Origin of the sequence: Micromonospora sp. WMMD1219 (assembly GCF_049315215.1) — a bacterium.
GTDB classification, from domain to species: domain Bacteria; phylum Actinomycetota; class Actinomycetes; order Mycobacteriales; family Micromonosporaceae; genus Micromonospora; species Micromonospora tulbaghiae.
In genome coordinates this window covers 2,432,531-2,453,199 of sequence record NZ_CP186057.1, presented here as the reverse complement: position 1 = coordinate 2,453,199, position 20,669 = coordinate 2,432,531, and the positions used below count along the sequence as shown (strand labels likewise).

General features: G+C 73.5%; 20 protein-coding genes. 7 read left to right on the top strand and 13 right to left on the bottom strand.

The window, feature by feature from the left end; translation table 11 throughout:
- Positions 1-55 precede the first annotated feature (55 nt).
- Both ACN27C_RS11740 and ACN27C_RS11735 read left to right on the top strand, forming a co-directional pair.
- A complete protein-coding gene (locus ACN27C_RS11740; protein ID WP_162959299.1) occupies positions 56-220 on the top strand; it encodes a hypothetical protein in 165 nt (54 codons plus the stop codon).
- On the top strand, positions 217-1,407 hold the full coding sequence (locus ACN27C_RS11735; RefSeq protein WP_422751159.1) for an MFS transporter: 1,191 nt from the start codon (positions 217-219) through the stop codon (positions 1,405-1,407). Before ACN27C_RS11740 ends, ACN27C_RS11735 begins: the two co-directional genes overlap by 4 nt.
- Positions 1,408-1,504: 97 nt before the next feature.
- Here ACN27C_RS11735 and htpX read toward each other — a convergent pair whose 3' ends face one another.
- The 8 genes from htpX to ACN27C_RS11695 all read right to left on the bottom strand — a co-directional run bounded on the left by htpX (position 1,505) and on the right by ACN27C_RS11695 (position 9,464).
- Positions 1,505-2,383, bottom strand: a complete 879-nt coding sequence (gene htpX / locus ACN27C_RS11730; protein ID WP_422751158.1) for a zinc metalloprotease HtpX — start codon at positions 2,381-2,383, stop codon at positions 1,505-1,507.
- Between the two features lie 149 nt (positions 2,384-2,532).
- Positions 2,533-3,999, bottom strand: a complete 1,467-nt coding sequence (locus tag ACN27C_RS11725) for an NADH-quinone oxidoreductase subunit N (protein WP_422751157.1) — start codon at positions 3,997-3,999, stop codon at positions 2,533-2,535.
- Positions 3,996-5,501, bottom strand: a complete 1,506-nt coding sequence (locus tag ACN27C_RS11720) for a complex I subunit 4 family protein (protein ID WP_422751156.1) — start codon at positions 5,499-5,501, stop codon at positions 3,996-3,998. Before ACN27C_RS11720 ends, ACN27C_RS11725 begins: the two co-directional genes overlap by 4 nt.
- Positions 5,498-7,423, bottom strand: coding sequence for an NADH-quinone oxidoreductase subunit L (locus ACN27C_RS11715; RefSeq protein ID WP_422751155.1), 1,926 nt, complete (start codon positions 7,421-7,423; stop codon positions 5,498-5,500). The genes ACN27C_RS11720 and ACN27C_RS11715 overlap by 4 nt, the downstream gene beginning before the upstream one ends.
- Positions 7,420-7,788: an NADH-quinone oxidoreductase subunit NuoK gene (gene nuoK, locus ACN27C_RS11710; RefSeq protein WP_349880265.1), complete on the bottom strand. Its 369-nt coding sequence runs from the start codon at positions 7,786-7,788 to the stop codon at positions 7,420-7,422. Before nuoK ends, ACN27C_RS11715 begins: the two co-directional genes overlap by 4 nt.
- A complete protein-coding gene (locus tag ACN27C_RS11705) occupies positions 7,785-8,381 on the bottom strand; it encodes an NADH-quinone oxidoreductase subunit J (RefSeq protein WP_358175285.1) in 597 nt (198 codons plus the stop codon). Before ACN27C_RS11705 ends, nuoK begins: the two co-directional genes overlap by 4 nt.
- Entirely contained in the window at positions 8,378-8,968 is a 591-nt protein-coding gene (locus ACN27C_RS11700) for a NuoI/complex I 23 kDa subunit family protein (protein ID WP_350815472.1), read from the bottom strand. The genes ACN27C_RS11705 and ACN27C_RS11700 overlap by 4 nt, the downstream gene beginning before the upstream one ends.
- Positions 8,969-9,041: 73 nt before the next feature.
- A complete protein-coding gene (locus ACN27C_RS11695) occupies positions 9,042-9,464 on the bottom strand; it encodes an ester cyclase (RefSeq protein WP_422751154.1) in 423 nt (140 codons plus the stop codon).
- Positions 9,465-9,605: 141 nt separating this feature from the next.
- Between ACN27C_RS11695 and ACN27C_RS11690 the strand changes: the two genes are divergently transcribed.
- Positions 9,606-10,649: a glutathione S-transferase family protein gene (locus ACN27C_RS11690; RefSeq protein ID WP_393376985.1), complete on the top strand. Its 1,044-nt coding sequence runs from the start codon at positions 9,606-9,608 to the stop codon at positions 10,647-10,649.
- A gap of 141 nt (positions 10,650-10,790) precedes the next feature.
- On the opposite strand, the gene nuoH is transcribed toward ACN27C_RS11690, so the two are convergent.
- Both nuoH and ACN27C_RS11680 read right to left on the bottom strand, forming a co-directional pair.
- Positions 10,791-11,753 carry an NADH-quinone oxidoreductase subunit NuoH gene (gene nuoH, locus ACN27C_RS11685; protein WP_013288672.1) on the bottom strand — a complete coding sequence of 321 codons (963 nt, stop codon included), beginning with the start codon at positions 11,751-11,753 and terminating at the stop codon, positions 10,791-10,793.
- Complete coding sequence (locus ACN27C_RS11680; RefSeq protein ID WP_422751153.1) at positions 11,753-12,580, bottom strand: NADH-quinone oxidoreductase subunit C; 828 nt, start codon at positions 12,578-12,580, stop codon at positions 11,753-11,755. Before ACN27C_RS11680 ends, nuoH begins: the two co-directional genes overlap by 1 nt.
- A 103-nt stretch (positions 12,581-12,683) precedes the next feature.
- Between ACN27C_RS11680 and ACN27C_RS11675 the strand changes: the two genes are divergently transcribed.
- Positions 12,684-13,730, top strand: coding sequence for a glucose 1-dehydrogenase (locus tag ACN27C_RS11675; protein WP_422751152.1), 1,047 nt, complete (start codon positions 12,684-12,686; stop codon positions 13,728-13,730).
- Positions 13,731-13,760: 30 nt separating this feature from the next.
- On the opposite strand, the gene ACN27C_RS11670 is transcribed toward ACN27C_RS11675, so the two are convergent.
- The 3 genes from ACN27C_RS11670 to ACN27C_RS11660 form a co-directional block, all read right to left on the bottom strand.
- Positions 13,761-15,077, bottom strand: a complete 1,317-nt coding sequence (locus tag ACN27C_RS11670; RefSeq protein ID WP_252449569.1) for a DUF2252 domain-containing protein — start codon at positions 15,075-15,077, stop codon at positions 13,761-13,763.
- Between the two features lie 102 nt (positions 15,078-15,179).
- Positions 15,180-17,096, bottom strand: coding sequence for a carboxypeptidase regulatory-like domain-containing protein (locus ACN27C_RS11665; protein WP_422751151.1), 1,917 nt, complete (start codon positions 17,094-17,096; stop codon positions 15,180-15,182).
- An 84-nt stretch (positions 17,097-17,180) separates the two neighbouring features.
- Positions 17,181-17,738, bottom strand: a complete 558-nt coding sequence (locus ACN27C_RS11660) for an NADH-quinone oxidoreductase subunit B (RefSeq protein WP_120573053.1) — start codon at positions 17,736-17,738, stop codon at positions 17,181-17,183.
- Positions 17,739-17,886: 148 nt separating this feature from the next.
- Between ACN27C_RS11660 and ACN27C_RS11655 the strand changes: the two genes are divergently transcribed.
- The 3 genes from ACN27C_RS11655 (at position 17,887) to ACN27C_RS11645 (ending at position 20,668) form a co-directional block, all read left to right on the top strand.
- Positions 17,887-18,444 (top strand): SigE family RNA polymerase sigma factor, encoded by a 558-nt coding sequence (locus ACN27C_RS11655; protein WP_121685634.1) that lies wholly within the window; start codon positions 17,887-17,889, stop codon positions 18,442-18,444.
- A complete protein-coding gene (locus tag ACN27C_RS11650) occupies positions 18,437-19,624 on the top strand; it encodes a hypothetical protein (RefSeq protein ID WP_422751150.1) in 1,188 nt (395 codons plus the stop codon). Before ACN27C_RS11655 ends, ACN27C_RS11650 begins: the two co-directional genes overlap by 8 nt.
- A gap of 99 nt (positions 19,625-19,723) precedes the next feature.
- Complete coding sequence (locus ACN27C_RS11645; protein WP_422751149.1) at positions 19,724-20,668, top strand: hypothetical protein; 945 nt, start codon at positions 19,724-19,726, stop codon at positions 20,666-20,668.
- The last annotated feature ends 1 nt before the right edge of the window (position 20,669 follow it).

The window sequence follows — 20,669 nt, the reverse complement described above, 5'->3', positions numbered from 1 at the left end:
ATCGAACGGAGTCCATGCCTACGGCGGGTCGGCCGCCGCCGTGATCGGAGGTCGGATGAGCGGCATGGCTGTCGCGCCGCTACGGGTCGAGATCTACTCCCTGTACGGCGACGCCCGGCCCGCCGAGCCCGCGTCCGCCACCCTCCGGGTCCGCCGGCTACGCGAGCGGGCCGACTACGAGCCGGTCGGCGTCGAGGAAACGGACCCGTCGGATCGATGACCGACACCGCGACGCCCGTGCCCGGCTACCGGGCCCTGTTCCGGCATCCGGTCGCGGCCCGGCTGCTCGTCGCCCGGGGCGTCTCCGAGCTGGGCGACTTCGTCGGGCTGGCGGCCCTGCTGCTGCTCGCGTACGACCAGACCGATTCGGTCCTCGGCCCGGCCGCCGTGTACGCCGCCCGCACGGTGCCCGCCCTGCTCGTCGCGACCGTGTTCAGCGGCTGGCTGGACGTACCGGCCCGGCGCACCATGCTGGTCGGGCTCTCGCTGGCGGGTGCGGTGCTCATCGCCGTACCGGCGGCGGCGCCCCGGCCGGTGCCGGCGATCGTGGCGGCCGGGCTGCTCGGCGCGGTCCGGGCCGCGTACGCGAGCGTGCACGTGGCGATCACGGCCGAGGCGGTGGAGGCGCCGCTGCGGCTGCCGCTGTTCGGGCTCTCCGCCTTCGCCAACCAGAGCGGCCAGGTCGTCGGCCTGCTCGCCGGGGCCGGTGTGACGGTGGCGCTCGGCCCCCGGGTGGCGCTCGTGATCGATCTGGTCTCGTTCCTGCTCGCGGCGGTGGTCCTCGCCGGCCTGCCGGTGCGGAGGCAGGAGCACCGGGGTCCACGGCCGCCCGCCACCGCGGGCATCCGGATCATCGCCGCCCATCCGGTGCTGCGGGGCGTGGCGCTGCTGACCCTGGCCACCGTCCTGTCCGGCGGGCTGCCGGAGACGCTCGCCCCGGATCTTGCCTCCGGCGGGTGGCGGCCGGTCGTGCTGGCGGCGTCGTCGTTCGGCGGGGCGGTTTTCGTGCTGGTGGTGGGGCGGCGGGGCTGGCTGGCCCGGGTGACCGGCCAGGTGGTCTCGGCGAGCGCGCTCGCCGCCGCGCTGCTGCTGGCCGGTCTGCTGGTGGCGCTCGACGCCCCGGCGTGGGCGCTCGCCGTGGCGAACGCGCTCGTCGGAGCGGGCGGCGGGTGGCTGATCGGGGCCCAGGCCACGTTCGCGCGGCTGGCGCCGCGGGAGCGGATGGGGCAGGTGGAGGCGACGATCGTGGCCGGCAACATCGTGCTCTCCGGCGTCGGGATCTTCCTGCTCGGCGGCGTGGCGGTGCTGCTCGGCCCGGCCGCCGCCTACCTGGCGGCGGGGGTGGTGCTGCTCGCCGTGGTGCTGGTCGCGCGGCCGGACCGGCTGTCCGAGCCGGCCGTGTCCTGACGCGGCCCGGCCGCCCGGGCCGGCCGGGCGCGGAAGGGCCGCAGACGCGACGCCGCCCGCGTCCGGGTGGACGCGGGCGGCGTTCGGGTCACGCGGGTCAGCGCTGGAACTGCACCGGCCCGGAGTTGCGGGCCATCTGCTCCAGGCGGGCCACCCGCTGCTCCATCGGCGGGTGGGTGGCGAACATCGCGGCGATGCCGCCGCCCCGCTTGAACGGGTTGTCGATCATCAGGTGGGCGGTGCTGGCGAGCTGGCCCTGCGGCGCCAGCGGGCGCGCCTGCGTACCCATGTGGATCTTGCGGAGGGCGCTGGCCAGGGCCAGCGGGTCGCGGCTCAGCTCGGCACCGGACTGGTCGGCCTGGTACTCCCGGCTCCGGCTGATCGCGAGCTGGATCACCGTGGCGGCGATCGGGCCGAGGATCAGCGTGAGCAGCAGCACAGCCGGGTTCGGGCCGTCCTCGTCGTCCGAGGAGCCCAGCGGGATGAACCAGGCCAGGTTGGCCAGCATGGTGATGATGCCGGCCAGGCCGGCCGCCACACTGGAGATCAGGATGTCCCGGTTGTAGACGTGGGACAGCTCGTGGCCGATCACGCCGCGCAGCTCCCGGTAGTCCAGGATCTCCACGATGCCCTGGGTGACACAGACCGCCGCGTTCTCCGGGTTACGACCGGTGGCGAACGCGTTGGGCTGCGAGGTCGGGCTCACGTAGAGCCGGGGCATCGGCTTCCCGGCCAACGTGGAGAGCTCCCGCACCATCTGGTACAGCTCGGGGAACTGTGCCTCGCTGACCGGTTGCGCCTTCATCGAGCGCAGTGCGAGCTTGTCGGAGTAGAAGTAGGTGACGCCGTTCATCAGCAACGAGATGACGACGGCGATGACGAGACCGCCGCTACCGCCGAACCAGTAGCCGATCGCGAGGATCAGCGAGGTCAACAGGCCGAGCAGCGCTGCGGTCTTGAGACGGTTGTGATGCACGATCTCTCCTTCGGTGCACGGGCCCTTGCGGGAGGCCCGCTGACCGGTTCAACACACCGGTACCCGTCAACCATCCGGCTCATGGCTGAAAGTTGGCTGGATGTTGCTGTGCGCAGGCTGAAGCGGTCGCCCATCCGGGCAGGAACCGGTCAGCGCGCCGCCACGTCCAGCACGAGCTGCGGTGCGAAACCGATCACTACCGCCACGGCGGTGGCCACGCCGAGCGCCAGCGCCACGGTCCGCGCGGGCCGGACCGCCGTCGCGCCGGCGGGTGTCGCGTAGAGCGAAGCGGTGACCCGCAGGTAGTAGGCCAGGCCGATCACCGCGTTCAGCGCCACCACGAGCGCCAGCCATCCCGCGTGCCCGGCCAGCAGCGCGCGTACCACTGTCACCTTGGCGAACAGGCCGGCCAGGCCCGGCGGCAGGCCGGCCAGCCCGATCAGCGCCAGCGCGAACGCGCCGCCCACCCACGGGTGCCGCCGCGCCGCGCCGCGCAGGTCGGCCAGCGTGCCGCCGTCGCCGTCCGCCGGGCGCAACGCCACCACAGCGGCGAACGCGGCCAGCTCCAGCAGCACGAAGAAGATCGCGTACGCGACGGCTGCCGCGTACGCGCCCGTCCGCGCGTCGCCGGTGCGGCCCGCGGTCAGCGCCAGCGCACCCAGCGGCGCCAGGATGTACCCCGCCTGGGCCACCGACGACCAGGCGAGCAACCGCACGGTACGGCGCTGACGCAGCGCCACCAGGTTGCCGACGGTCATGGTCAGCACCGCCAGCGCCGCCAGCACCGGGCCGGTCATGTCACCGGGCAGCGCGCGCTGCACCACCGCCAGCAGTGCCACCACGCCACCGAGCTTGGAGGCGGTCGACAGGTACGCGGCCACCGGCAGCGGCGCGCCGTCGTACGTGGCAGGGGCCCAGGCGTGGAACGGCACGGCGGCGACCTTGAACGCCAGCCCGGCCACCACCAGCGCCACCGCGACCCCGGTCAACGGCAGGCCGGTCAGGTCGTCGCGGGCGGCCAGTGTGGCGCCGAGCCGGTCCAGGTGCAGCGTGCCGGTGACCGCGTAGAGCAGCGCCGCGCCGAGCAGCGTCACAGTGGTGGCGACCACGCTCACCACGAAGAACGTCACCGCCGCCTCGGCGCCGGCGAGGCTGCCCCGGCGCAGGCCGACCAGCACGTACAGCGGCAGCGTCAGCGTCTCCAGTGCCACGATCAGCGTGATCAGGTCACCCGCGGCGCCGAGCACCACGCCGCCGGTCATCGCGCAGGCGAGCAGGAAGCAGTATTCCCCGACCGGGGTGCGCCCGGCGCGCAGCAGCGGACCGGACAGCGCCAGCACGCCGAGCGTGAGCAGCGCGATCACGGCCCCGACCAGAGCGGCCCGGCCACCCCACACCCAGGAGCAGTCCGCGCCCACGCAGAACGTGCGCCGCTCACCGGCCGCCCCGACCAGCGCCGCGCCGGCCGCGGTGCCGGCCGCGCCGAGCGCCGCCACCGCCACCGTGGCGGCGGGCCGCGCCACCAGCAGGTCGACCAGCAGCACCAGCACTGCCGTGCCGGCGGCCAGGTACGCAGGCAGCATCGCCAGGTTGTCGACAGGTTGCACCAGGCTCATGGGACGACCCCCAGCAGCGCCTCCACCGGACCGGAGGCGTACGACAGCACGAGCGCGGGGGCCAGGCCGACCGCCAGCGCGAGCAGCACCAGCGGCGCCCAGGCGGTCAGTTCCGCCCCGGCCAGCCCGGGTGCGAGCCCCGCCACCGCCGGGCTGGGCCGCCCGTGCGTGACCCGGCGCAGCAGCCGCAGGAAGTACGCGGCGGTGAGCGCCCCGCCCAGCGCGGCCAGCACGGCGAGCGTCAGCCAGAGCGGGCCGCCCCGCCGCACGGCGGCGACCACGGCGAACGCCTCGCCCCAGAACCCGGCCAGGCCGGGCAGTCCCAGCGAGGCCACGGCCGCGAAGCCGAGCAGCCCGGCCAGCCGGGGCGCGGTCTCCCGCAGCCCGGACAGCTCGGCCAGCGACCCGGTGTGGGCGCGGTCCTTGACCGCGCCGGCCAGGAAGAACAGCAGGGCGGTGATGACGCCGTGGGCGATGTTGCCGATCAGCGCGGCCTGGAGCCCGGTGGCGGTGAGCGTGGCGACCCCGAGCAGCACGAAGCCCATGTGCCCCACGCTGGAGTACGCGATCAGCCGCTTCAGGTCGTCCTGCGCCAGGCAGACCAGGCCACCGATCAGGATCGCGGCGACGGCGAGCACGCCGAGCACCGGCGCGGCCCAGCGGGCGCCCTCCGGCGCCACGCCCACCGCGACCCGGATCAGCCCGTACGTGCCCATCTTGAGCAGCACCCCGGCGAGGATCACGCTGCCGACTGTGGGCGCCTGGGTGTGCGCGTCGGGCAGCCAGGAGTGCAGCGGCCAGAGCGGGCTCTTCACCGCGAACGCCAGCGCCAGCAGCGTGAACGCGGCGAGCTGGGTGCCCCGGGACAGCCCGGCGCCGCCGGTGAGCGTGACCAGGTCGGCGGTGCCCGCGGCGGCCACCACCACGTAGACGCCGACCAGCAGCAGCACCGAGCCGAACAGCGTGTACAGCGCGAACTTGCGGGCCGCCCGCCGCCGGTCTTCGCCGCCCCAGCCGGCGATCACCCCGTACATCGGCAGCAGGACGACCTCGAAGAACAGGAAGAACAGCACCAGGTCGAGCGCGAGGAACGTGCCGAGGATGCCGACCTCGACCACCAGCAGCAGCGCCACGAGCGCCCGCCCGCTGCCGCCGCCGGACGGCACCCGCCACAGCGTGTACGCGCAGCACAACAGCGTGAGCAGCGCGGTCAGCACCACAAGCGGCCAGGAGATGCCGTCCACGCCCAGGTGGAAGCGCAGGTCGAGCCCGGGCACCCACTGCTGGTCGAGCTGGTGCCACGGCTGCACCGCCGGGCGTGGCCCGTACCCGAACCAGCCGTGGTCGCCGCCGACCAGCGGCAGCGCCGCCAGCAGCGTCACCGCGGCGGCGACGGTGCCGACCACCCGGCCGGCCCGGTCACCCGGCACGAGGGCGGTGGCCAGCGCGCCGAGCGCCGGCACCGCGACCACGGCGACCAGCAGGACCTGCCCGAACGTCATGAGGTCACTCCGATCAGCGCGACCGCGAGGCCGATCAGCAGCGCACCGGCCAGCACGCCGGCCGCCGCGCGCGGCAGCGCCGCCCGGTGCAGCGCGGCCAGGCCGCCGCCCACCTCGACCGCCGCCCGGCCGCTGCCCTCGACCAGCCCGTCCACGCCCAGTTCGTCACCGGTACGCACGACCCGCGCGAGCGCGCCCGCCGGGCGTACGACCAGGGTGTGCTGGACGTCGTCGAGCCGGAACGCCCGGGCGAAGACCGGCCGCAGCGGGCCCAGGAAGCGGGCCGGGTCGGCGGCCGGGTCGCGGCGCCAGCCGGCCCAGGCGACGCCCGCGCCGACCAGCAGCAGCAGGAACGGCAGGATCAGGTTCGGCGCGAGGTGCACCAGCTCGACCGCCTCGCCGCTGTCGTCGCCGGGCACTCGCAGGCGGTCGGCGAACCAGGGCGCGAACGCGGCCAGGCCCAGCAGCGCGGCCGGGACCGTGAGCAGCAGCACCGGCCAGCGCAGCAGCGCGGGCGGGTCGTGCGGCCGCAACAGCGGCGTCCGCGTCTGCCCCAGGAACGTGCGCAGCAGCAGACGGGTCGCGTACCAGGCGGTGACCGCCACCCCGACCAGCCCGGCCAGCCAGACCAGCCAGCCCACCCAGGCCGCCGTCGGCCCGGCGCCGTCGAGCGCGGCCGTCTCGGCGGCGGCGAGCACGCCGTCCTTGCTCCAGAAACCCGAGAGCGGGGGTACGCCGGCGAGCGCGCCCAGGCCGACCACCATGCACCAGAACGTCACCGGCATGGCGGTACGCAGGCCGCCCATCCGGGACATCAGCGTGGTGCCGACGGCGTGGATCACCGCACCGGCGGCGAGGAACAGCAGCGCCTTGAACGCGGCGTGGGTGAGCAGGTGGAACAGCGCGGCAGCCGGTGCGCCGACCGCCAGCGCGCCGGTCATGTAGCCGATTTGGGACACCGTCGACCAGGCCAGCACGCGCTTGATGTCGTCCTGGGCGGTGGCGGCGAACGCGCCGAGCAGCATGGTGATCGCGGCCATCACGCCCAGCACGGCGAGCGCGGCCGGTGCGCGCTCGAACAGCGGGAACAGCCGGGCCACCGCGTACACCCCGGCGGCGACCATCGTGGCGGCGTGGATCAGCGCGGACACCGGCGTGGGACCGGCCATCGCGTCGGGCAGCCAGGTGTGCAGCGGGAACTGGGCGCTCTTGCCGGCCACCCCGGCGAGCAGCAGCAGGCAGGCGGCGGTGAGCGTGCCGGTGCCGTAGTCGTGCGCCAGCACGTCGGCGATCCGGAAGCTGCCCGCGCCCACGCCCAGCAGCGCGATGCCGAGCAGGAAGCCGACGTCACCCACACGGGTGACCAGGAACGCCTTCACCGCCGCGCCGGGCGCCTCGGGCAGCCGCCGGTCGTGGGCGATGAGCAGGTACGAGCAGATGCCCATCACCTCCCAGCCGACGAGCAGCATGATCAGGTCGCCGGACACCACCACAGTGAGCATGGCGGCGGTGAAGAGGCTGAGCTGGGCCGCATAGGGCGGGTACCGGTGGTCGACGTCCACGTCGTCGTGCGGGCCCCGGCGCAGGTAGCCGATCGAGTAGACCTGGACGGCCAGCGCCACAGCCGCCACAGCGGTGGCGACGAGCACCGCCACGCCGTCCAGCCGCAGGCCCAGCGTGACCCGCAGCCCGCCCAGGTCGATCCAGGTGGTGGACGCCTCGACCGGGGCGTCCACGCGGACCAGCAGCGCCAGCGCGGCCAGCAGCGACACGGCCGCCCCGGCCACGCCCAGCGCGACAGCCGACCGCCGGGCCGACGCCCGGTCCTGGCGCGGGGCGGGCGGCAGCAGCAGGCCGAGCAGCCCGGCGACGAGCGGCGCGGCCGGCAGCACCGCCGCGAGCCACAGCGTCGGCGTGCTCACCGGACCGCTCCTTCCGCATCCGGCCGCCCGGACGTCGGGCCCGCCGCCACCGCCGGCGCCGGCTCGGCCAGCGGTACGTCGTCGACCGTGACGCTGGCGCGCAGCCGGTAGAGCTGGAGCACGATGGCGAGCCCGACGCCGATCTCGGCGGCGGCGAGCACGATCACGAACAGCGCGAACACCTGCCCGGAGTGCGGCAGCACGGCCTTGACGGTGGTGTCGGCGGTGACCAGCACCAGGTTCACCGCGTTGAGCATCAGCTCCACCGCCATCAGCACCAGGACGGCGTTGCGGCGGCGCAGCACGCCGTACACGCCGAGGCCGAACAGCAGCGCGGCGGTGACGTACGGGATGACCGGCCTCACGGGCGCCCGCCCTCGTCGGCGGCCGACGCGGCGGAGACCGGGCCGTCGCCGCCGGTCCGGTCGCCGTCGGCCGGCGCAACGGCGGTGTCGGCGGCCGGGCGGCCGATGTCGGGGCGGGACAGCACGATCGCGCCGACCAGCGCGGCCAGCAGCAGCACCGACAGCACCTCGAACGGCAGCACCCAGGAACGGAAGATCTGCTCGCCGAGGCGCTCGGCGGTGCCCGCGGCGGGCAGGTCCACCCGCGACCAGCGGAACGCGTCGATCAGCAGCACCGCCAGACCGAGGCCGCTGCCGCCACCCACGAGCGCGGCGGCCCAGCCCGGCCGGTCCAGGTCGTCCGACGGGCCGATCGGCGCGCGGGTCAGCATCACCGCGAACAACAGCAGCACCACCACCGCGCCCACGTAGATGAGCACCTGCACCCAGGCCACCAGCTCGGCGGTCAGCACCAGGTAGTCACCCGCGAGCGCGCCCAGGCACACCACCAGCCACAACCCGGCCCGGACCAGATGACGGGTGGCGACCACCAGCGCACCCGCGCCCACCGCCACCGCGCCCAGCGCCAGCAGCAGGACGTCCGCACCGGTCATGAGGCAGCGCCTCCGCCCGGATCGGTGGGGGCGTCGGGGCGTACCCGGGAAGGAGCCGGACGGGCCGACGGACCCGCCGCCTTCCGGGCGGCGGTGGTCTCCTCCTTGGAGGGGTCGCCGAGCGGGTCGTGGGCCGGCGGCGGCGGCACGGTGGCCATCCACTCACCCAGGTGGTCCTTGTCGTGCAGCAGGTTCTTGATGTCGTACTCGGCGTACTCGAACTCGGGCGACCAGTAGAGCGCGTCGAACGGGCAGACCTCGACGCAGATGCCGCAGTACATGCAGAGCGAGAAGTCGATGTCGAACTTGTCGAGCACGTTGCGCTGGCGGGGGCGGGCGGCGCCGGGCACCGCCACCTCCTCCTTGTGCGAGTCGATGTAGATGCACCAGTCCGGACACTCGCGGGCGCAGAGCATGCAGACCGTGCAGTTCTCCTCCAGCAGCGCGATCACGCCGCGGGAGCGGGGTGGCAGCTCCGGCTCGACGTCCGGGTACTGCTGGGTGGTCGAGCGGCGGGTCATCGTCTTCAACGTGACCGCCAGGCCCTTCACCAGGCCCCCGCCGGGCACTCCACCGTGCTCGCTCATGCCGCCCATCCTGCCCTGTGCCCCGGGCGCGCGCGACCACCACCCGGCGCTTTGGCCCGCGCGGGCGGCCGGATCACGCCTCGCCGGGTGTGAGCGGGGGCAACATCTCCACGCCGAGCTGCTGGAGCACCTGGAACAGCTCGTTGACGCTCCACACGTCCACGATCCGCCCGTCGTCGTCGAAGCGCAGGAACGTGGCCCCGGAGTAGCTGACCACGCGGCCGGTCGGCGGCACCGGGCCGAACTGGCCGGCCTGGGTGCCGGCGGCCCGCCAGCGCACTGCCACCCGGGCGCCGGTCGCCACCACCTCGACGATCTTGTAGCGCAGGTCGGGGAACGACGCCCGCCGGTCCCGGTGCCAGGCCAGCACCGCCGCCGGGCCGGTGCCGCCGAGCCCTGGGCAGTCCGCCACCACCAGCTCGTACGCGCTCTCCTCGCGCCCCGCGTTCCACACGTCGGCGACGAAACGCCGGGCTGCCGCCTCCACATCGGTCACGGCGGCAGCCTATGCCCCTCCCCGGCGCGCTCGCCCCGCCGGTCTCCGGCGCGCTCGCCCCGCCTCTCTCCGGCGCAGTCGCCCTGCCGGGAGCGGCCGGAGCGACCATGATGGGAGCGAAAAGCGAACTCGGAGGTGGGTGTGGGCAGCGACGACGAGGTCCTGGACCGGACCGGCGGCAAGTACGTGGAGCCGGGTGGCGAGTTCACCCGCGACCAGCGCTACATCGCCACCCGGATCACGGCGGACGGGAGCAACGGCTGGCCGGTGGAGCCGGGCCGCTACCGGCTGGCGGTCAGCCGGGCCTGCCCGTGGGCCAACCGGCTGATCATCATCCGGCGCCTGCTCGGGCTGGAGGACGCCATCTCGATGGCCGTGGCCGGGCCCACCCACGACAAGCGGAGCTGGACGTTCGACCTGGACCCGGACGGCAAGGACCCGGTGCTGGGCATCGAGCGGCTGGCCGACGCGTACTTCGCCCGCTTCCCCGGCTACGAGCGCGGCATCACCGTGCCGGCGCTCGTCGACGTGCCCACCGGGCAGGTGGTGACGAACGACTACGCCCAGATGAGCCTCGACCTGTCGACCGAGTGGACCGCTTACCACCGGCCGGGCGCGCCGGACCTCTACCCGGAACCGCTGCGCGGCGAGATCGACGAGGTCAACGAGGTCGTCTTCGCTGATGTCAACAACGGCGTGTACCGGTGCGGCTTCGCCGGCAGCCAGGAGGCGTACGACAAGGCGTACCACCGGCTGTTCGACCGGCTGGACTGGCTGAGCGAGCGGCTGGCCGGTCAGCGGTACCTGGTCGGAGACACGATCACCGAGGCGGACGTACGGCTGTTCACCACGCTCGTCCGCTTCGACCCGGTCTACCACGGGCACTTCAAGTGCAACCGGCAGAAGCTCAGCGAGATGCCGGTGCTGTGGGCGTACGCCCGGGACCTGTTCACCACGCCCGGGTTCGGCGACACCATCGACTTCGTCCACATCAAGCGGCACTACTACGAGGTCCATCGGGACATCAACCCGACCGGCATCGTGCCGCTCGGCCCGGACCTGAGCAACTGGTTGACGCCGCACGGACGGGAGGAGCTGGGCGGCCGCCCCTTCGGCGACGGCACCCCACCCCCGCCCCCACCCGAGTCCGAGCGGGTGGACCCGTCCCACACCCCCTTGCGCTGACCCACCCCGCCCCGCCTCGCCTCGCCTCGCCTCGCCTCGGCGATCTTGCACTTTGGGCCCCAAACCTGGGCACCTTGCCCCTTTTGTCGGGGCCGAAGGTGCAAGATCGCCGGGGAGGCGGAGGGGTGGGAGGGGGTAGGGCTAGAGGGCCAGGCGGACTGCGGCGGTCAGGACCAGCTGGGCCAGGGCCAGGGGGACCAGGACCAGCCAGCAGAGTCGCTGGAGCTGGTCCTCGCGCAGCCTCGGGTAGCTCACCCGCAGCCAGATGATCACGAAGGCGACGGCGAAGACCTTGAGCAGCGTCCACAGCCAGCCGAGCTGCGCGTCGGCGAACGGGCCCTGCCAGCCGCCGAGGAACAGCACAGTGGTCAGCGCCGCGATCACCACGATGCCCACGTACTCGGCGAGCAGGAAGAACGCGAACCGCAGGCCGGTGTACTCGGTCATGTAGCCGAAGACCAGCTCGGAGTCGGCCACCGGCATGTCGAACGGCGGGCGGCGGATCTCCGCCAGCCCGGCCACGAAGAAGATCACCATGGCCGGCGCCTGCCACAGCAGCCACCACGGCTGCCACGCCTCCACGATGCCGGGCAGGCTCAGCGTGCCCGCCGCCATCGCCACCGAGGCGGCGGCCAGCACCAGCGGCAGCTCGTACCCGAGCAGCTGGGCCGCGCCGCGCAGCCCGCCGAGCAGGCTGTACTTGTTCGCCGACGCCCACGCGGACATGAGCACGGCCAGCACCCCGACGCCCACCACGGCGAGCACGAAGAACAGGCCGATGTCCAGCGGCTGGGCGACCAGGTCGCCCGGACCGAGCGGGATGACCAGCAGCACGAGCAGGTACGGCACCAGCGCCACCGCGGGCGCCAGCCGGAACACCGGCCGGTCCGCGTCGCGCGGGGTGACGTCCTCCTTCTGCACGAACTTGATGCCGTCGGCGACCAGTTGTGCCCAGCCGTGGAAGCCACCCGCGTACATCGGGCCCAGCCGGCCCTGCATGTGCGCCATCACCTTGTGCTCGGCCTGGCCCACGATCAGCGGCAGCGTGAGGAACGCGACGAGCACGCCCGCCACGCGCAGGACCAGCTCCAACCAGTCCGGCATCAGCTCTCCCCCGCCGCGTCGGGCTCCGGCTCCTGGCGGGGCGGCCCGGTCGGCCGTTCCCCCGGCAGCGGCCGCCCGAGCGGACCCGCCTCACCGGCTGCCGGAGCAGCGGCGGGCCGCGCCGGACGCTCCCCGGCGACGGGCCGCGTGGGACGCTCCCCCGGAGCGGGCCGCGCCGGGCGTTCACGGGCCGGGCGCGCCGGCGTACCCCCTCGGGGCCCCTCACCGGCGCCGGCCGCACCGGCCGGCGTGGGCGTCGTGCCCCACTCCCCCGGCGCGGGCACTCCCGGCGGCCGGACCGGCCGGCGGCCGCCGCCGGCCTCCGACTCGCCCGGTTCCTTCGCGCCGGGCCACGGCTTCGCGACCCGGGAGGCGAGGACGAACTCCTTGCGCAGCGGGTGCCCCTCGAACTCCGGCGGCAGCAGCAGCGGTCGCAGCTCGCCGTGGCCGGCGAAGTCGATGCCGAACATCTCGTGCGTCTCGCGCTCGTGCCACGCGGCGCCGGGGAACAGGTCGACCACCGACGCGACCACCGGCGTGTCCCGGGGCACCCGGGTACGCAGCAGCAGGCCGTGCCGGTGCCGGACCGACCAGAGGTGCAGCACCACGTCGAAGCCGTCGGCCAGCTCGTCCACCGCCGACAGCCAGTCCAGGAAATCCAGGCCCAGCTCGGCGTCGTCGCGTGCCGCGCGCACCGCGTCCGCCCAGCTCGCCGGGGGTACGTCGACGGTGGCGCGGGCGTACCCCTGACCGCCGGAGACGGACGCGGTGGCCTCGACGGGCGCGAGCAGCGCGACCACTCGCCGGCCGACCTCTTCCGGAGTCATGCGCTGATCCTATGGCCGACGGCTGCGGACCGGGTCGGGCCGCCCGTGCCGGGATCGCCGCTTTGCCGGACGGGCGGCGGCAGCGCGCGGAAAGATGAGGTGTGTGCGCGCTGTGACTGTGACCCCCGGTGTCCCGGATTCGCTGCGGCTCGTCGAGGACTGGCCCGAGCCGCCGCCCGAGGAGGGCGCGATCCTGGTCGAGGCGCTGGCGGTGGGTGTCTGCGGCACCGACCACGAGATCGTGGCAGGCGAGTACGGCGAGGCACCGCCGGGTCAGGAGCGGCTGGTGCTCGGGCACGAGTCGCTGGGTCGCGTGCTGGAGGACCCGACCGGCACGTTGCAGACCGGCGACCTGGTGGCCGGCGTGGTCCGCCACCCCGACCCGGTGCCCTGCGCGAACTGCGCGGTGGACGAGTGGGACATGTGCCGCAACGGGCAGTACACCGAGCACGGCATCAAGGCACTGCCCGGCTTCGCGCGGGAACGCTGGCGGTTGCAGCCCAAGTTCGCCGTCGGCCTGGACCCGGAGCTCGAGTCCGTGGGCGTGCTGCTGGAGCCGACGAGCGTGGTGGCGAAGGCGTGGGACCACATCGAGCGGATCGGCCGCCGGGCCGAGTGGAAACCGATGACGGTGCTGGTGACCGGTGCCGGGCCGATCGGGCTGCTGGCCGCGCTGCTGGGCAGCCAGCGTGGGCTGTCGGTGCACGTGCTGGACCGCAACACCAGCGGGCCGAAGCCGGAGCTGGTCCGGGCGCTCGGGGCGACGTACCACACGGCGACGGTGCCCGAGCTGGACGTGAAGCCGGACGTGGTGATCGAGTGCACCGGCGCGCCCACAGTGGTGCTGGACGCGATGTGCAAGGCCGCGCCGACCGGCATCGTCTGCCTGACCGGTGTGTCCAGCGGCGGCCGGACCATCAACTTCGACGCCGGGGCGCTCAACCGGGAGCTGGTGCTGGAGAACAACGTGGTGTTCGGCTCGGTGAACGCCGGCCGGCGGCACTGGGAGATGGCCGCCGAGGCGCTCGCCCAGGCCGACCGGTCGTGGCTGACGTCGCTGATCACCCGCCGGGTGCCGCTGTCGAGCTACCGCGAGGCGTACGCGCCGGCCGGCGAGGACATCAAGGCGGTGCTCGACTTCACGCAGTGAGGCGGGGCGCCGGATCCGGCGCCCCGGCCCTCAGATGCCTGGTAGCCGGCCGTTGCGGAACAGGTCCACGAAGAGCTGGTGGTCCTCGCGCGCCCGGATCCCGTACCGGTGCCCGAAGTCGACCAGGTAGTCGACGAACGCCTCCGGGTCGGCGTCGACGACCGCGACGATCGCCTCCTCGGTGGAGTAGTCGACCAGGTCGTGGCTGGACTCGTCGTCCGCGACCGAGTGCATCCGGGCCACCGCCCGGCCCAGGTCGGCGAGCACGCCGGCCAGTTCCTCCGGCTCGTTCACGTCGGCCCAGTCCAGGTCCGCCGCGTACGGGGACACCTCGGCGACGAGCTGCCCGACGCCGTCCAGCTCGGTGAAGCCCAGCCACGGGTCGGCGTGCGCCTGCAACGCGCGCTGCGACTCGGCGGTGCGGTGCCCCTGGTGCCGGAAGTACGAGCGGACCCGCTCGTCGTCGACGTAGCGCGCCACGGCCGGCACCTGCGCCTGCTTCATGTAGATGACGACGTCGTTCTCCAGCGCCTGGGTGTGCCCCTCCAGCAGCAGGTTGTACGACGGCAGCCCGGCCGACCCGATGCCGACGCCCTTGCGCAGCACCACGTCCTTGATGCCCGCGGCGACCGGGCGCATCCGGGTGGTCGAGGCCGGCAGCGTGTGCAGGTAGTCGGCGAACGCGGCGCACACCTTCTCCCGGGTGGCGTCGTCGATCTCGTGCACGCCGTCGCCGAGGGAGAACCGGCGCTCGTAGTTGTCGATCGTGGTCTGCGCGGCGAGCAGGTCCACCCGGGTGTTGAGCCGAGCCTGCTGAAGCACCCGGCGCAGCACGCCGTCGGCGTTGTCGAGCGTGATCGAGCCGATCGCGTCGTCCCCGCCCGCGGCGATGGCCCGCAGCTCGGCCAGGTACGACCGGGCGAACCCGGTCACCAGCTCGCCGATCACCCGGTCGGAGAGCGCCTTGGCGTAGCCGAGCAGCGCCACGCTCGCGGCGAAGCGCTTCAGGTCCCAGGTGAACGGCCCGACGTACGCCTCGTCGAAGTCGTTGACGTTGAACACGAGCTGCCCGGAGGCGTTCATGTAGGTGCCGAAGTTCTCGGCGTGCAGGTCACCGTGGATCCACACCCGGCTGGTCCGCTCGTCGAGGAACCGGTCGCTGCCGAAGTCGCCGCGCTGGTCGGCGTAGAACAGCGCGGCGCTGCCCCGGTAGAAGGCGAACGGTGACGCCGCCATCTTGCGGAACTTGCGGCGGAACGCCGCCGGGTCGATCGCCATGGACGCGCCGAACTCCTCGGTCAGCACGTCGATGATGAATGCGGAGCGCTCCTCCGCGAGGTCGGTCATGAGCCGCAGGCTAGCCACCGGGCGCCAGTCGACGGCCCGTTCCGGCCCCGCCCGGTGGCCGGTACGACGGCGGTCGCCGCCGTACCGGCCGATCGTCGACAGTCAGCGCCCGGTGCGCGAGTCAGGTCGAATGCCCAGCGGAGCCGCGGCGGCGCGGGCCACGCCCGTGGGGGGAGCCCCGCAGGTGGAGTCGGTGTTCATCGCGACGGTGGTGGTGGCGCCGACCTTGACCCGCACGGTCTGGGCCTGTCGGCTGCCGTACCAGCAGTCCTTGTTCACCCAGTACTGGACGTAGACGTCCTGCGTGCGGTGCCCCTTGACGGTGAACGACCCACCGCTGCCGCTGTCGAAGTACCCGTAGGAGGCGCTGGCGATGTCGCCGGTGCGCGCGTTGTACGTCCAGACGTAACCGGTGGCCCACGGGTCGGCCGGGTCGGTCACCTTGCCGGCGAGCACGCCACCGGCGACCAGCTTGGCGTTGACGGTTGCCGTGCCACCCGATTTGACCTGGGTGTACGTGGCGGCGAAGCGGTCGGCGACATTGCCGGACCACTGCCAGGCGTAGCCGCTGTTGGCGTTCGGTGCGAACTCGACCGGCCAGCGGTAGGGGCCGAGGTCGTTGATGGTGTAGCGGCCGGAGGCGTCGGAGCAGTTCTTCCCGAAGATGGCGCCCTGGCCGGGGTGGAAGGCGTACGGGTAGGAGCAGACGCCCGGGACCACCTCGCCCGCGGCGTTGCGGACCGTACCGGTGATCGTGCCCGGCTGGTCCATCCGGATGGTCGGGATGGTGATGGTGCGTGCCGCCTGCAAGGTCACCGCCAGCGCCGCGCGCTGGTCGCCGCTGCCGCCGGCGGCGGTGACCCACTGGTCGCCGTACCGGCGCACCGGCGGGTTGTACGGGTTGTCCGCCTGGTAGGCGTACACGTTCCAGGTCGCGAGTTCGTCAGCCTCGAACGGGCCGACCTCCAGGCGGCCGTCCGCGCCGGAGCAGTACTGCCACATGTGGGCGGACTGTCCACCCCACTTGGGCTGGACCAGGTGTACGCAGATCCCGTCGACCGGGGCGGAGGTGGCCGCGTCCCGGACCGTGGTGGTGAAGGCCGCACCGGGCCGCAACGCGTACGAGACCTCGGTGACAGCGCCGCGCCGCACGTCGACCGTCGGCTGCGGGTCGGCGGGGAAGTACGAGGCGCCGCCGGTCACCTCCGTCGTCCAACTGCCCGGCCGCACGTCGGTGACCCGGACCAGGCCGTTCGTGCCGCAGATGAACTCGTCGCGCCCTCCCATGACGTACAGGCAGGGACGCGGCACGGGCTTGCCGGTGACCGAGTCGGTCACCCGGGCCTCGATCTCCCCCAGCGGCAGCACCTGCTCGTCGACGGTGAGCGTCGCGCCGTCGGCCACCTCGAACACGGTGGCGGTGTCCCGGGTCTCCTGACCCGGCACCCACTGGTAGCCACGGCTGTTGTCGTAGACGGAGATCCGGTACCGGCCGGGGGGCACGTTGTCGATCTGGTAGCGCCCGTCGCCGAGGTTCCAGGTGTAGGCGATCGCCTCGTAGTTCGAGTCCTCGCCGTAGATGGTGACCGTGGCCTCGACCGGCGCGCCGGTCTCGTCGGTGATCCGGCCCTTGATCCCCGCCGATCCCTGTCCGAGCCGGACGTTCTGCTCGACGAGGTCGTACGCCGGAAGGCTGATCCGGTCCGCGTTCAGGTAGTCCGGGGCGGAGTACCACCACTCGGTCCGGAAGCCGTCGGCGTGCACCCGGATCTTGTAGGTGGTGTTGGTGTCGGCGGTGCCGGGGATGGTGTAACGCCCTTGCGCGTCCGAGCAGTACTCGGCGGCCACCTCCTCGGGCGAGGTGTGCAGGGCGAGACAGGCGTTCGCGACCGGCTCACCGTCTGCGTCGGTGACCAGCCCGGTGTAGCCGACCGCGTCAGCGGCCGCCGGTGTGGCAGAGAGGGAGATCGTGGCGAGCGCCGCCAGAAGGGCGGCCCCCGCAGCCCGCAGTCGTGTCATGCCAGCAACATAACGGTGACCGTCGACATTCAAGATCATCCAAAGAGGTGAACCGCGTCGCCGTTCGCCCCGCAGGGCGTGCGCTCAGGCCGGCGGACGTACCGGCGGTGCGGTGAGCGCCTCGACCGGCCGCGCCACAGCGTCCGCCGGGGAGGTGAGCGCGTCGGGGCGCGGCACGCCACCGACGCCCGACTGCTCGGCGGCGATCTTCTCCTGGAGGCGGAGGATGCCGTGCAGCAGCGCCTCCGGACGCGGCGGGCAGCCGGGCACGTACACGTCGACGGGGATGAGCTGGTCGACGCCCTTGGTCACCGAGTAGGAGTCCCAGTACGGGCCGCCGCAGTTGGAGCAGGCGCCGAACGAGATCACGTACTTCGGCTCGGGCATCTGGTCGTAGAGCCGCTTGACCGCCGGGGCCATCTTGTCGGTGACGGTGCCGCTGACCACCATCAGGTCGGCCTGCCGGGGCCCGTGGGCGAACGGGATCACGCCGAGCCGCATGAAGTCGTGCCGGCCCATGCTGGTCGCGATGAACTCGATGGCGCAGCAGGCCAGCCCGAAGTTGAACACCCAGAGCGAGTAGCGGCGGCCCCAGTTCAGCACGAACCGGATCGGCTCGCCGAGCACGGCCGGCACCTGCACCTCGGGCCTCCCCTGTCTGCGAAACTCCGCTGTCCCTGAACCGACAGTCAACCACAGCACCCGGATCGGCAACCCTCGCAACCCGTACGGGCGTCAGGGCGTGTGACCGGCGTGACCGCGTCGGCGGTACGCACACGGGGAGGACCAGGTGACGGTGACGAGGGAGCCGATGCTCGACGAGCCACCCGAGGGGACAGCGAGGCGCGCCGAGCGGCGCGAGGCGGTCGACTTCGACGGGCTCTACCACGCACACTTCCGGTCCCTGACCATTCAGCTCACCGCCTACTGCGGTGACCTGTCCCAGGCGCAGGACATGGTGCAGGAGGCGTTCTGCCGGGCGTTCGCCCGCTGGTCCCGGGTGTCCCGCTACGACGACCCGGTGGCCTGGGTCCGCCGGGTGGCCTGGAACCTGGCCACCAGCCGCTGGCGGCGGCTGCGGACGGCCCAGGCGTGGCTGCACCGGCAGCGGGAGGAGTACGTGCCGGGGCCGGGTCCGGACCGGGTCGCGCTGACCGCCGCGCTGTCCGAGCTGCCGGCCCATCAGCGCCGCGCCGTGGTCCTGCACTACCTGGCCGATCTCAGCGTCGCGCAGATCGCGGCGCAGGAGGACGTGCCGGAGGGCACCGTCAAGTCCTGGCTGTACCGGGGGCGGGCCGCGCTGGCGGCGAAGCTCACCACCACGAGCGAGGTGAACCACAGTGACTGAGCCCGACGACATCCTGGTCGGCGGCGAGTTCGCCGAGTTCCGCGCGGCGTACGCCCCGGTGGTGCACCCGGCCGGGACGGCCGCGGTCCGGCGCACGGTCCGGCGCCGTCGCCGGCGGACCGCGGTGGTCACCGCGACGGCCGTGGTGCTCGCCGTGGTGATCCCGGTGGGCGCGAACGCCGCCCTGGACCGGCGGCCCGGACCACCCCCCGCCCCCGCGCAGACCGTCACCCCGACCCCGTCCGTGAGCACGTCGCCGTCACCGTCGACGCCGCCGCCGAGCACGGCCGGCTCGACCCCGCCCGCTCCGGACGGGCGGATCACCCGGTCCCAGCTGCTCGCGGCCCGGCTCGACCTCGTGTCCTGGCCGGACGCGCCGGAGACCTGCGCCAGCGACAACGTCCGGCTCCGGCCCGGGCCGCCGGACACGACCCCGACGCTGCGGGCCGGGCCGGAGTACGGCGATCTCGACGGTGACGGCGCGGTCGAGACGGTCGTCCTCGTCGCCTGCCACTACGGCGAGGTGTCGGTCAAGCAGGTGCTCGCCTTCGACCGCGACGACGACGGCCGGATCGTCACCATGGGCCGGGTCGTCGGCACCCGTGAGGGCATGGGTGACATCACCGAGTTCTCGGTGCGGGACAGCGGGGAGATCCGGGTGCACGTCGCCGACATCCAGCCCTGTTGCGGAGTTCCGGAATGGGCGCCGCAACGACAGTGGCGGACGTACTCCTGGGCCGGCGATCGGTTCCGGCAGGCCGGCGGACCCACGAAGTTCGGTGTCGACCCCCGCCTGACCGACCTCACGATGACCGCCCGCGACGTCGTGGCCGGGCCACCTGACAAGAAGGGGATCCGCAAGGTCACTGCCACCGTGACGGTGGTGAACCGAGGGCCGGTGAGCGTGCGCATGCTCGGGTTCACCGGCTGGTACGGCTACACGGTACCGACCGATTCCGCCCTGGACCGGTGCCGGAACGTGCGGCTCGACGGAGACATCGCCTGCGTTCTCGACACCCTGTCGGCGGGCGCGAGCAGGACGTACACGTTCACGTTCGACCATCCGGTGACCGCCGACGGCCCCCCGACGCTGCGAGTGATCCACATCGACTCGCAGCAGCGCTACTGGAACGACCTGAACGGTGAGGACAACCTGGTCGAGCTGACCTCAGTCGGCTGACCGACAGATCGCAACCGGCCGTCCGATTCGGACGTGTCACCGGCATCGGACGGACGGACATGCCGCCGTCCGGCAACGGGGAATCACGGGAGGAACAGCATGACCACACGTACGGCACGGATCGCCACCGCACTGCTCGGTGGGACCGCCGCACTGATCACCCTGGCCGCGCCGGCCGCCGCCGCGCCGAGCGCCGCCACCGCCGGCCGCGTCGACGTCACGGCGCAGCGGCTCGTCCTCGACCCGACCGACAGGGGGTACGTCGGGACGCTCACCGCGACGGTGACCAACCGGCGGCCGACCGCGACGTGGGTGAGCCTGGTCGTCACCGAGCCGGCGGGGGCCTCGTTCACCACGATCGAGCCCGGCGGTGGCTGCTTCTACACCCGCCTGGTGGAGAACCGGCTGGTGATCGGCTGCGGCGGCGAGCAGATCGAGGCCGGCAAGAGCCTCACCTTCCGGCTCGGGTTCCACGTCTGGACCACCGCGCGCAGCTACCCGATGGTCGCGAACGGCGGGCGGATCGAGGTCGTCCCGGACGGCGCCGCCGCCGCTTCCGACGCCACCGGCTTCACCACCCTCTTCCGCTCCACCACCGGCAGCCTGCGCAAGCCGCGCCCGTACGTGCAGGCCGTCGACACCGACCTCGGCATCCGGGGCAGCGCGGTGACGCTGACCCCGCAGCCGGACGGCACCCTGCTCGGCCGGATGCCGGTCACCGTGCGCTACGGCAACGACGCGCCGACCTTCGCTCTCAACGTCGCCGCCGCCCTGCCCGCGGGGGTGCAGGTCGACCACATCGAGCCGCAGGACATGCCGAGCTTCCCGTACGGGTTCTCCGTGCCGGGCGGCCGGTTCGTGCCGGGCGAGGAGCGCACCTTCGACGTCTTCCTCCGGGCGCCCGTCGGCACGCCCGCGGGTGAGCTGGGTACCGGCAGCCTCACCGTGACCGGGGGCTACTTCTACGGGGCCGACGACCCGCAGGACGTGGACCCGTCGGACAACACCACGTCGTTCCCGGTGACCGCGGCCGCCGCGAGCTGAC